The organism is Catenulispora pinistramenti, assembly GCF_018274385.1.
Classification (GTDB): Bacteria; Actinomycetota; Actinomycetes; order Streptomycetales; family Catenulisporaceae; genus Catenulispora; species Catenulispora pinistramenti.
In genome coordinates this window covers 1-11,558 of the sequence record NZ_JAAFYZ010000288.1, presented here as the reverse complement: position 1 = coordinate 11,558, position 11,558 = coordinate 1, and the positions used below count along the sequence as shown (strand labels likewise).

The 11,558-nt window shown below is 70.0% G+C and carries 11 protein-coding genes and 1 pseudogene; 6 read left to right on the top strand and 6 right to left on the bottom strand.

What is annotated here, in order from left to right; genetic code table 11:
- The first annotated feature begins 118 nt into the window (after window positions 1-118).
- A complete protein-coding gene (locus KGQ19_RS43910; protein ID WP_212020763.1) occupies window positions 119-340 on the top strand; it encodes a hypothetical protein in 222 nt (73 codons plus the stop codon).
- Window positions 337-735 (top strand): fic family toxin-antitoxin system, toxin component, encoded by a 399-nt coding sequence (locus KGQ19_RS43905; protein WP_212020761.1) that lies wholly within the window; start codon window positions 337-339, stop codon window positions 733-735. The genes KGQ19_RS43910 and KGQ19_RS43905 overlap by 4 nt, the downstream gene beginning before the upstream one ends.
- Window positions 736-789: 54 nt before the next feature.
- On the opposite strand, the gene KGQ19_RS43900 is transcribed toward KGQ19_RS43905, so the two are convergent.
- Window positions 790-2,127 (bottom strand): glutamine synthetase family protein, encoded by a 1,338-nt coding sequence (locus KGQ19_RS43900; RefSeq protein ID WP_212020760.1) that lies wholly within the window; start codon window positions 2,125-2,127, stop codon window positions 790-792.
- A 756-nt stretch (window positions 2,128-2,883) separates the two neighbouring features.
- Between KGQ19_RS43900 and nadE the strand changes: the two are divergent.
- A pseudogene (nadE, locus tag KGQ19_RS43895) lies at window positions 2,884-3,402 on the top strand (NAD(+) synthase); the annotation flags it as partial.
- Between the two features lie 63 nt (window positions 3,403-3,465).
- Window positions 3,466-4,257 (top strand): SDR family oxidoreductase, encoded by a 792-nt coding sequence (locus KGQ19_RS43890; RefSeq protein ID WP_212020756.1) that lies wholly within the window; start codon window positions 3,466-3,468, stop codon window positions 4,255-4,257.
- 196 nt (window positions 4,258-4,453) lie between these two features.
- On the opposite strand, the gene KGQ19_RS43885 is transcribed toward KGQ19_RS43890, so the two are convergent.
- The 3 genes from KGQ19_RS43885 to KGQ19_RS43875 form a co-directional block, all read right to left on the bottom strand.
- The gene (locus KGQ19_RS43885) at window positions 4,454-5,149 is read right to left on the bottom strand and encodes a TetR/AcrR family transcriptional regulator (RefSeq protein WP_212020754.1); all 696 of its coding nucleotides are present in this window, start codon (window positions 5,147-5,149) and stop codon (window positions 4,454-4,456) included.
- 95 nt (window positions 5,150-5,244) lie between these two features.
- Complete coding sequence (locus KGQ19_RS43880) at window positions 5,245-6,852, bottom strand: MFS transporter (RefSeq protein WP_212020752.1); 1,608 nt, start codon at window positions 6,850-6,852, stop codon at window positions 5,245-5,247.
- A gap of 143 nt (window positions 6,853-6,995) precedes the next feature.
- On the bottom strand, window positions 6,996-7,709 hold the full coding sequence (locus KGQ19_RS43875; protein WP_212020750.1) for an SDR family NAD(P)-dependent oxidoreductase: 714 nt from the start codon (window positions 7,707-7,709) through the stop codon (window positions 6,996-6,998).
- Between KGQ19_RS43875 and KGQ19_RS43870 the strand changes: the two genes are divergently transcribed.
- Window positions 7,708-8,154, top strand: coding sequence for an acyl-CoA-like ligand-binding transcription factor (locus tag KGQ19_RS43870; RefSeq protein ID WP_212020748.1), 447 nt, complete (start codon window positions 7,708-7,710; stop codon window positions 8,152-8,154). The two genes, KGQ19_RS43875 and KGQ19_RS43870, sit on opposite strands and share 2 nt — an antisense overlap.
- A 346-nt stretch (window positions 8,155-8,500) precedes the next feature.
- Here KGQ19_RS43870 and KGQ19_RS43865 read toward each other — a convergent pair whose 3' ends face one another.
- Together KGQ19_RS43865 and panB are read right to left on the bottom strand one after the other, a co-directional pair.
- Window positions 8,501-9,121 carry a hypothetical protein gene (locus KGQ19_RS43865; RefSeq protein ID WP_212020746.1) on the bottom strand — a complete coding sequence of 207 codons (621 nt, stop codon included), beginning with the start codon at window positions 9,119-9,121 and terminating at the stop codon, window positions 8,501-8,503.
- 67 nt (window positions 9,122-9,188) lie between these two features.
- Window positions 9,189-10,079: a 3-methyl-2-oxobutanoate hydroxymethyltransferase gene (panB, locus tag KGQ19_RS43860; protein ID WP_212020744.1), complete on the bottom strand. Its 891-nt coding sequence runs from the start codon at window positions 10,077-10,079 to the stop codon at window positions 9,189-9,191.
- A 239-nt stretch (window positions 10,080-10,318) separates the two neighbouring features.
- Between panB and KGQ19_RS43855 the strand changes: the two genes are divergently transcribed.
- The coding region (locus KGQ19_RS43855) for an MFS transporter (RefSeq protein WP_307856695.1) at window positions 10,319-11,558 on the top strand (1,240 nt) is incomplete at its 3' end.

Below are 11,558 nucleotides of genomic sequence, written 5' to 3'. Positions count from 1 at the left end.
GGTTGGGTCGATCCTTTCGTGGGAGCTGAGCCGCTGCCTCCGGCCGTGGCCCGCACTCGCATGAGACTTTCGTCCTAAGACCGGTGACAGCGGCTGATAGCAGCGCTAGCATGGCTCTATGGGCAATCAGCAGTTGAACGCGCGCGTCCCCGACGCGATCGCCGACGCCGCCCGCGCCGCCGCCGCGGACGCCGGCGTGAACCTGGGCGAGTATCTGACCCGGCTGATCGACGCCGACACCCGCGGCCGCCGAGCCGTGTTCGACTCGGTCTTCGACCAGTTCGTCCAGGACGCGAAGGCCTCCGGCGCGTTCGACGACGACCTGCAGCCGGCCGCGTGAGCGGTGCTGAGCCCGCGCCCAGCCATCCGATCGACATAGCCTGGCTGCTGGACGCCGTCCAGCGCCTGCCGGGGGATCCCGCCGTACTGGACTACGGGGCACTGTTCGCCGCCCTGGCCCGCACCGAGGCTGTGGTCCTGGGCCGCCGCGTGTATGAGAAGCCGCACCATCAGGCTGCTGCGTTGCTCCACCAACTCGCGCGCGTCCCGGCGTTGGAGAACGCGAACCGGCTCTTCGCGGCGGCGACGGCGGTGGCGTACCTGGCCGCGTGCGGGCTTCCGGTGCTGCCGGATATGCGGGAGGCGGCGCGGCTGGCCGGGGACGCGGCCGAGGGGAAGCTGGATGTGGGGGCTATCTCTTGGGTGCTGCGGAATTGGACCAAGGAGCAGGAGTAGGGAACAGGAGTAGGGAGCAGCCCTACAGCAGGAGCAGGGAGCGGCCCTACAGCCCTACAGAACCGGCAGGTACCGGTTCAGCTCGAACGGCGTCACCTGGTGCCGGTAGTCCAGCCACTCGGCGCGCTTGTTCCGCAGGAAGAAGTCGAAGACGTGCTCGCCCAGCGTCTCCGCGACCAACTCGCTCTCCTCCATCCGCGAGATCGCCTCGGACAGTGACGACGGCAGCGTCTCGATGCCCAGGGCACGGCGCTCGCCGTCGGTCAGGGTCCAGATGTTGTCCTCGGCACCCGCGGGCAGTTCGTAGCCCTCCTCGACGCCCTTCAGCCCGGCCGCCAGCATCACCGCGAAGGCCAGGTAGGGATTGCACGCCGAGTCCAGGGAACGCACCTCGACGCGGCTCGACTGGGACTTCGAGGGCTTGTACATCGGCACCCGGACCAGCGCGGAGCGGTTGTTGTGGCCCCAGCTGATGTAGCTGGGGGCCTCGCCGCCGCTGAAGAGCCGCTTGTAGCTGTTGACGAACTGGTTGGTGACGGCGGTGAACTCGCTGGCGTGGTGCAGCAGGCCGGCGATGAAGCTGCGGCCGGTCTTGGACAGGCTGTACTCGGCGCCGGGTTCGTGGAAGGCGTTGCGGTCGCCCTCGAACAGCGACAGGTGGGTGTGCATGCCGCTGCCGGGGTGCTCGGCCAGCGGCTTGGGCATGAAAGAGGCGTAGACGTCCTGCTCCAGCGCCACCTCCTTCATCACGTGGCGGAACGTCATGATGTTGTCCGCCGTGGACAGGGCGTCGGCGTAGCGCAGGTCGATCTCCTGCTGCCCCGGGCCGCCCTCGTGGTGGCTGAACTCCACCGAGATGCCCATGGACTCCAGGTGGGTGATGGCCTGGCGGCGGAAGTCGTGGCCGATGCCGTGCGGGGTGAGGTCGAAGTAGCCGGAGTGGTCGACCGGCTCCGGGGCCTTGCCCGGCTTGGGCTGGCCCTCGAAGAGGTAGAACTCGATCTCGGGGTGGGTGTAGAAGGTGAAACCCCGTTCGGCGGCCTTGGCCAGGGTGCGCTTGAGGACCCAGCGCGGGTCGGCGTAGCTGGGGGCGCCGTCCGGCATCAGGATGTCGCAGAACATCCGCGCCGTGCCGGGGGACTCCGCGCGCCAAGGCAGGATCTGGAACGTCGCGGGATCGGGTTTGGCCAGCATGTCCGACTCCGCCACCCGGGCGAAGCCCTCGATCGACGAGCCGTCGAATCCGATGCCCTCACTGAATGCCTGTTCAAGCTCCGCCGGGGCGATCGCCACCGACTTCAGGAAGCCCAGGACGTCGGTGAACCAGAGGCGCACGAAGCGGATGTCCCGCTCTTCGAGGGTGCGGAGTACGAACTCCTGCTGACGTTCCATGTGCACAGTATGAACGAGGTGCGTTTCCATGTGATTACGGCGTTGGAAAGTCGCGCGCGGGGCGTCTGCGCGAGGGGCGTCGTGGGACCGGTTGGCGGGCCCGCGCCAGAGGCCCCCGACTGGGGTCCGCCAGATTTCCCTCGATCCGGAGCAACCTGATGACCCCCCGGCATCGTTATTTACATCGGAGGGACCGCCATACCGACGCCGCGTCGACATGGCGGCCGAAGGCGTCCTCCGACGCCAGGCGGGCAAAGCGGGATATCTGCGCACCAACCCGGACAGGATCCGGTCACTGCGGGTGGCCACAAGGAAACTGGCGAAGATCTTTGCCGAAAATCTCTCCGGAACCCCTCGCCAAGCGTTGTTGAACGGAGAATAATCCTGCAACGAGACCTCATCGTCCCCCCGTGCGATGGGGTCTCCCATCCCGAGGCCTCACCGTCCCCCCGTGCGGTGAGGCCTCGGACCTTTTCCCGGGGCCTTCCCTGCTTAGCGTCACCCCGACGAGAACGGGGTAGCGTGGTGCCATGACCACCGACACCAACGTGTCCTCGCGGCTGCGCATCCGTCTGGCGCAGCTCGACACCTCGGTCGGCGACCTGGCGTTGCGCCCCTCGTTCGTGGCCGCCTCGCAGACCGCGCTGACCGCGCTGGCCGGGCGCCTGGCCGAGGCCGGGTACGGCGACGTGGTCGCGATCGTCGGCTACCTGGACGGCAGCGATCACGTGGAGCGCCGCACGGGCCGCGCCGCGGGCCAACGGCAACAAGAGCGTGCTGGCGGTCGGCCACTCGACCCTGTATGGGGACGCGGCCGGCGGCTACGCGCCGCTGAAGGACCTGTTCAACGTCCGCATCTGGGAGCTGGCGCGCTGGCGCAACAAGGCGGCGGCCGAGCGCGGCGAGGTGCCGCCGATCCCGGAGAACTCCATCGACAAGCCGCCGTCGGCCGAACTGCGGCCCGACCAGCTCGACACCGACTCGCTGCCGGACTATCCGGTCCTGGACCGGTTGCTGGACCTGTACGTCGAGCAGGACCAGAGCCGCGACGCACTGATCGCGGCCGGCTTCGACGAGGCGCTGGTGGACCGGACGCTGCGGCTGGTGGACCTGGCCGAGTACAAGCGGCGCCAGTACCCGCCGGGCACGAAGATCACGGGCAAGGCCTTCGGCCGGGACCGGCGGCTGCCGATCACCAACGCCTGGCGGGAGTCTTCGTTGCAGGAGTCTTCGTCGCGGGAGTCTTCGTTGCGGGGGCCCTCGCCGCGGCGGTGAGGTGCGCGGTGGAAGACTGAATGAAAGGTTTCGTCGGGGTAAACGACAGTGCAGGAGGCTGAGATGATCCTGGTGACCGGAGCGAGCGGCACGCTGGGCCGCGTGCTCGTCCCGACGTTGACCCGGCGGGGCACCGACGTAAGAGCCCTGAGTCGCACCCCGCGGAGCGGCAACGGCCCCGGCGGCACCGGCTCGTTCGAGTGGGTGGTCGGCGACCTGGCCGCCGGCACCGGGCTGGACGAGGCCGTGGACGGGATCGACGTGATCGTGCACGCCGCCTCCAACACCCGCGGACAGGGCCGGGGCGACGCGGACGCCGTCTGGCGCCTGCTGGAGGCCGCCAAGCGCGGCGGCCGGCGACCGCACGTGGTCTACATCTCGATCGTCGGCGTGGACCGGATCCCGTTCGGCTACTACCGGATCAAGCGCGAGGCCGAGCAGACCATCGAGGCCAGCGGGCTGCCGCACACGATCCAGCGCACCACGCAGTGGTTCCAGCTCCTCGACAAGTTCCTGACGCTGGCGGCCAAGTCACCGGTGGTCCCGGTCCCCGCCGCACCCTTCCAGCCACTGGACGCCGCCGAGGCGGCCACCCGGCTGGCGGACCTGGCCGGCGCCGAGCCGCTGGGCCACGCCGAGGACATGGGCGGGCCGGAACTGCTCGACTCCAGCGAGTTCGCGCAGGCGTATCTGCGGGCGACCGGGAAGCGGCGGGTGCTGGTGCCGTTCCGGCTGCCGGGCAAGGCCGGGCGGGCTTTCCGGGCCGGGGCGCACACCAGCCCGGAGAACCAGCAGGGCAAGACCACGTGGGCCGAATATCTGGCGGCTGAATACGGGGCTGAACACGGGGCCTGATCGGCAAGCGCGCGGCAAGGCGGCCAAGCCCCGCAGAAACGCAACAACCGCACCAGCGCGAGCCGACGCGATAACAGCTGAACACGGGGCCTGATCCGCAGCCGGACACAGCACGAAGCGGATCCGGCCCCAGCACAGCACGCACAGGCCCACAGGCGCCCCACAGGCGCCCCGCAGCCCGCCGGGCTCGCTCGGCTCAGCGCGCGGCGATCCCGGCCATCAGCGTGTCCACCAAGGCCCGCGTGAACCCCTCCGGCAGCGGCTCGCCGGGGTGCTCGGACTTCATCGTCAGTACGATCGGCGCGCTGATCATCCGCACGGTGAGCTCCACGTCCAAGTCGGCGCGCAGCTCGCCGGCGGACATGCCGTGGCGCAGGATCATCCGCAGCTGCTCGCGGCGCGGCTCGATCGCCACCCGGTGGTAGTTCTGCAGCAGCTCCGGGTGCAGCGTGCCGGCGGCCATCACCGAGGAGAAGACCAGACCGGCCAGGTCGTTGTGCATGACCTCGACCATGTTGTCCAGGTACTCCAGGATCCGGTCCCGGGTGGAGCGGTCGTCGCTCAGGTTCGGCGGCGGGCACTCCTGCCACAGGGAGGCGACCGAGTCGACGACCAGGCTCTCCTTGTTCGGCCAGCGGCGGTAGACGGTCGCCTTGCCGACGCCGGCCCGGGTGGCGACCTGTTCCATGGACAGCGAGCCGTAGGGCACCCCTTCGCTGAGCAGGCCCAGCACCGCGTCGATGATGGCCCGCTCGGCGGCCTCGCTGCGCGGGCGGCCCGGCCGGCGGCGGCCGTCGGCGGTGCCCGCCGCGCAGGCCGGGTCGGCGCAGGCGCCGGCCACGTGCCCGGGATGGCGCTCGTCGGATCGTCGGCCGTCACGGATCATCGTCATAGCGCTCCATCATCTCCTCGATGCCGGGCCGAAGGGGGCAACCCGGGGAAACCGCGATTCGGCTCCCCCGGGCCGGGTGCCACGGACGGTCCCGCTCAGGCGACTCCGGCGGCCTCGGCCGCGGCCGAGGCGTCGCTGCCGGAGTCCGCCCCGCGCCGCGGGCCGGCCGGCACCCCGGACGCCTTGCGCGGCAGCCAGGTCAGCGACACGATCGCGGCCAGGAAGGCGACGATCGCGGAGATCGTCACGGTCATGTGCATCGCGTGGATGAACGCGGCGTCGGCCTGCGGGTAGAAGCGCGCCAGGGCCGGCAGGTGCTCGCCGGCACCCTTGGTGGCCTGGATCGAGCCGTCGATGTCGTGCAGCGCCGAGGGGTTCGGGACCACCGTCTTCAGCGGGCCCTCCATCCGGCTGCGGTAGGCCGTGGTGAGCAGCGTGCCCAGCACCGCGACGCCCAGTGCGCCGCCGACCTGCCGGACGGTGTTGCTCACCGAGGAGCCGACGCCGGCCTTCTCCCGCGGCAGCGAGGTCATGATCGTCGTGGTCGCCGGCGGCATCACGTTCGCCATGCCCATGCCCTGCAGGAAGAAGATCAGCAGCAGCAGCCACGCCGCGGAGGTCTGGGTCACGAACTGGTACATCAGGAACGTGACACCGATGGTCAGCATGCCGAAGGTGGACACCGCGCGGGCGCCGAAGCGCTGCACCAGGCGCGCCGACAGCGGCGAGAAGATCAGCTGCGCCAACGCGAACGGCGTCAGGAACAGACCGGCCTTCAACGGGCTGTAGTTCAGCACCGACTGCAGGTAGAAGGACAGGAAGAACAGCACGCCCATCATCGCGAAGAAGGACAGGCCGACCAGCATCACCGAGGCCGAGAACGGCCGCGAGCTGCGGAACAGGCGCACGTCCAGCGCGGGGTGGTCGGTGCGCAGTTCCCAGAACACGAACAACGCGCTGAGCACCACGCCGCCGGCCAGCGTCCCCCAGATCTGCGGGTTGGACCAGCCCAGGTCGCCGCCGCGGATGATGCCGTAGACGAACACCACGATGCCGGCCATCGACAGGAACACGCCCAGCGGGTCCAGCCGGCCCGGGTTCGGGTTCTTCGAGTCCGGCACCAGGAACGACATCGCGATCAGCGCGATGATGATGATCGGCACGTTGATCAGGAAGACCGAGCCCCACCAGAAGTGGTCCAGCAGCAGACCGCCGAGCACCGGGCCGATGGCCACGCCCAGACCGACGCCGCCGGCCCAGATGCCGATCGCCTTCGGCTGCTCCTTGGGCTCGAAGACGTTGGCGATGATGGCCAGCGTGGCCGGCATGATCGCGGCGCCGAAGAAGCCCATGGCGGCCCGGGTGAGGATCAGCGCGCCGGGGCTGCCGGCGTAGGCGCACAGCACCGAGGCGATCCCGAACCCGACCATGCCGGCCATCAGGATCTTCTTGCGGCCGAACCGGTCGCCGACGATGCCGAAGGTGAACAGCAGGCCGGCGAAGACCAGCGTGTAGGAGTTGATCGCCCATTCCAGATCGGACTGCGAAGCCCCCAGGCCCGGCTGGTGCGGGTCGTTCTTGGGCTGCGAGATGATCTTGAGCGCGACGTTCAGGATCGTGTTGTCCAACACGACGACGAGCAAGCTGAAGATGAGTACGCCGAGGATCGCCCACCGGCGCCTCTGCAAAGTCTCCCGATCCATGTTCCCCTATCCCCTCGATCGGTGCGGATCCGATACGAAACGGGACCGTATCGATTTCCTTCGGCGAGCGTACGCCGCGGAGTATCGACACGCAACCGTTCCGTATTAGATTCCGGGAGCCCGCTTCGGGGACGGGGTGCCGCTCAGGCGCGGGCGTGGACGCCCATACCGCCGGAGACGATGAGATTGTCGCCGGTGATGTAGGACGCGGCGTCCGAGGCGAGGAAGGCCACTGCTTCGGCGATGTCGGCGGGCGTCCCGACCCGGCCCAGCGGGACGTCGCGACCCCAGGCCTGGACCATGTCCGGGGAGACGCCGAGCTTGCTGTAGGCCGGGGTGTCGATCAGACCCGGGCTGACGGCGTTGACCCGGATGCGGCGCGGCGCCAGTTCCAGAGCCAGCGCCCGCATCAGCGGTGGCAACGCGCCCTTGGCCGCGGTCATGGCCGCTCCGAGCCCTTCGCCTGCGCCGACGGTGAACACGACTGAGGCGCCCTCGTTGAGGAGCGGCAGTGCCTTCTGCAGCGTGAAGAAGCTGCCCTTGACGTTGACGTCGAACAGGGCGTCGAAGGCCGCTTCGTCGGTGGACTCGACCGGGCCGGGACGGGATATGCCCGCGTTGAGGAACAGCAGGTCAAGGGAGCCGAACTCGCGCCGGGCGAGGTCGATCGCGCGGTCGAGGTCGGGCAGCGAGCGGGCGTCGGCCCGGACGGCCAGGACGCCTTCGGGCAGTCCGGCGGCGCCGACCTCGTCGAGACCGGTGACCAGGACGCGGTAGCCGCGGGAGTGGAGGAGTTCAGCGGTCGCCTTGCCGATGCCGCTGGTTCCGCCGGTGATCAGAGCTGCGGGTGTGTGCATGCAGCGCACCCTCTTCCGCTACTTCGGTGCCAAGGAAGACCTCCTCGGCGGCGGGCAGGAGCGGTTCGGGCAGGTCCTGACGGACACGATCAGCGCACAGCCCGCCGAGGCCGACGTGTGGGAGGTCCTGCGCGCCGCGATCGCCGCCGTCCTGGCCTTGCACGAGAGCTCCGAACAAGCCCTGAAACGGTTCCGGCTCCTGCACAAAACGGCTTCGCTGCGGGCCGGCTGGCTTGAGAAGCGGCTGCGGTTCCAGGACGAACTGCTGCCGCTCGTCAAGGCACGAATGGATACCGCCGACGGCGCGGCGGGGCTTCGGGCCCGCGCGGTGATCGCGACCGCGTTCGCGTGCCTGGACGCCGCGACGATGGTCTGGGTCGACAACGATGGCGAAGGCGACGTCATGGACCTGTACGACGCGGGCTTGGCGGCCGTACGCGGCTGATGATCGTGGCGGCAGAAATACTCTGGCCGTGACTTCCTGCGGCTGGAAAGGCCCTCCCTGAGAAAACGCCGCGTCGACGCCGCGTCGACGCCGCGCTGGACCGTTCGGCCGGGCCTGATCTGCCGGTGCGGGAGCGCAACGTGCTGGCGCTGACGACGGGGCGCCTGCTGGTCTTCCCACTCGGCGGGTTCATCGCTTCGCAGCGGGAGCTCATTCGGCGGCTGCCTGAGCCGCCCGCGGAGCCGAGTTCGTGATGGCACGTTTCCCTACGGCGCGCATCGCGACAGCTCGTTTCGCGGCGACGCTCTAGTCAATACGTATCCGCGACGCGTTTCGCGGCGACGCTCTAGCGATACGTATCCGCCGACCCACCCGCGACCTGATCGATCAACGCCGTCAGCCGATCGCGGAAGCCGACCTTGGGACCGCTCCCCCGCCCCCTGCGCTCCTTATCCCCGGCAGTCGAGGCGAGCAGGTGCTGCGCGGCGTCGAAGCCGGGGACGATGCCGTTCTCCGGCAGCAGCAAAGCGTCGTGCGACAGCGTCAGCAACTCGCCCGAGGTTTGTTCGTCCTCTGCGAGAGTCAGGATGGCCGCACCGCGGCGCCGGGCGTCGTCGACGCGTTCCAGCAGCGGGACGCCGGGGTCGTCCGGGGCCACGATGAACACCGCTTCGCCTTTGCGCGCCTGCTCCAGGCGAGCCAGGGGGACCGACAGGTGCGGGGGCGCGCCGTCCGGTATCCGGTGCCGCACCAGGGTCGGGGCCAGCTGCGGCAGATCCGCGAGTCCGGCTTCGGTGTCCAGGTGCGCGGCGAGGTGCCACGGTTCTTCTTCCGGGGTGCCGACCAACAGCAGGCCGCCGGGGCTGCGGGGGGCGCGGCGGAGGTTGCGGGCGAAGCCGCGGCATTCGCCGAACCACGCGGTTCCGCTGACGAGTTCGCGGAGGAGGGTGGTCTGCGCGGAGTCCATGCCTTCATACTGCCGGTCCAGGCGTCCTCATGACACCCGGACCGGATTAAACGGTGCGGATCAGGGCTCAGTGATACGAGTGCGACTCGTCCGGGTACGCGCCGTGCACCACGTCGCTGGCGAAGGCGCGGGCCGCCTCGCCCAGGACGGTGCGCATGTCGGCGTACTGCTTGACGAACTTCGGGACGCCGCCGGGGGTCAGGCCGGCCATGTCGGTCCAGACCAGGACCTGCGCGTCGGTGCCGGCCCCGGCGCCGATGCCGACGGTGGGGACGTCCAGCTCGGCCGAGACCCGGGCCGCCAGTTCGGCCGGGACCAGTTCCAGCACGATCGCGAAGGCGCCGGCGTGCTGCAGGGCCTTGGCGTCGGAGATCAGCTTCTCGGCCTCCTCGTCGCCCCGGCCGGCTATCCGGTAGCCGCCCAGGACGTTCACCGACTGCGGGGTCAGGCCGATGTGCGCCATCACCGGCACGCCGGCCTGGACCAGCGCGTCCACCTGGGGCAGCACCCGGCGGCCGCCTTCGAGCTTGACGGCGCCGACGCCGGCTTCCTTCATGTAGCGGGCCGCGGTCTCCAGCGCCTGCTGGGGCGAGGCCTGGTAGGAGCCGAACGGCAGGTCGCCGATCACCATGGCGCGCTTGGTGCCGCGCACCACGGCGCCGGCGAGCATGACCAGCTGGTCCACGGTCACCGGGACCGTGTTCTCATAGCCGAGGTGGTTGTTGCCCGCCGAGTCCCCGACCAGCAGGACCGGGATCCCGGCCTCGTCGAAGACGCCGGCCGTGAGCGCGTCGTAGGCGGTGAGCATCGCCCACTTCTCGCCCTCGCGCTTGGCCTTGGCCAGGTCCCGGACGGTGACCCGGCGGCCCGTGCCGGTCCCGCCGTAGAGCGAGAGCTTCGGCTGGGCGGATGATTGCGATACTGCGGATTCCTGCGTGGCGCTGCTTTCAGCGGACATGCTGGTTTCTCCTTGAGAGACGACTCGAGGCGCCGAAACGGCGTACCCGGACGAGGCTGATCGTCTCACGACCAGCATCCCTTGTTAAGGGCCCGAGCGCATGCGCGCGATCACCTCGCGATCACCTCGCGAAAACCTCCGTGACGCCCGCCACACGACCGGAACTCGACCAGAACTCGACCAGAACTCGCCCGAAAAGTCGTTTGCCGGGCGTGTGCGCGGGCCCGAACAATCGGCGCGTGACCGCAGACCCCCCGGCGCCCGACGACGGGCCGCACCGAGCCGGACCGCTCCGGCGCCGCTGGCGCGAGTTGGGCGTGGACCTGACGCCGCTGCGGGTGTCCCGCGACTATCGGCTGCTCACCGCCTCGTCGGCGGTCTCCGGGTTCGGCTCGTTCCTGACCTTCGTCGCGGTCCCCTTCCAGATCAAGGCGCTCACCGGATCGGCGCTGGCGGTCGGGCTGCTCGGCGCGACCGAACTGGTGCCGCTGGTGGTGTGCGGGTTGTGGGGCGGGGCGCTGGCCGACGCGATGGACCGGCGCAAGCTCGTGCTGTCGACCGAGGCGGCCTGCGCGCTGCTGTCGGCGCTGCTGTTGCTGAACGCGTTGCTGCCGCGTCCGACGCTGTGGCCGATCTACGCGCTGACGGCCGCGTTCGCGGCGGCGAACGGTTTGCAGCGGCCGTCTCGGGAGGCGATCGTGCCGCGGGTCGTGCCGCCGGATCTGATCGTGCCGGCCGGTGCGTTGCAGTGGTTGCTGGGGTCGTTCACACAGATCGCCGGGCCGGCTCTGGGCGGCGTGCTGGTGGCCACCACCGGGCCCACTGTCTCGTATGCGGCGGACGCGGCGACGTTCGTGGTCTCGTGCGCGTTCCTGGTGCGGCTCAAGCCTTCCCCGCAGCGGGCGGACGCCGAGGGGGCGAGTCTGAGCGGGATCGCGGCCGGCTGGCGTTATGCGCGCAGCCGGCAGGAGCTGATCGGGACGTATGTCGTCGACATCGCGGCGATGACGTTCGCCATGCCGACCGCGCTTTTCCCTTTCCTGGCCGACGATCTGCACGCCTCGTGGTCGCTGGGGCTCCTCTACGCGGCGCCCGCGGTCGGCTCCGCGCTGGTCTCGCTCACCAGCGGTTGGACGAAACACGTCCACCGGCACGGCCTGGCCGTGATCTGGGCCGCCGGGGCATGGGGCGCGGCGATCGCGTTGGTGGCGGCGACGCGGCAGGTGTGGTTCGTCTTGGTCTGTCTGGCGATCGCGGGTGCGGCGGACGCGGTCAGCGGGGTCTTCCGGATGTCGATCTGGAACCAGACCATTCCCGACGCTTTGCGCGGGCGGCTGGCCGGGATCGAGCTGTTGTCCTTCAATAGCGGGCCGATTCTGGGACAGGTGCGGGCCGGGTCGATGGCCGCGTGGCGCGGGCCGGTGTTCTCGGTCGGATTCGGTGGAGCGGCCTGCGTCGGGGCGGTGGTGGGGCTGGCGG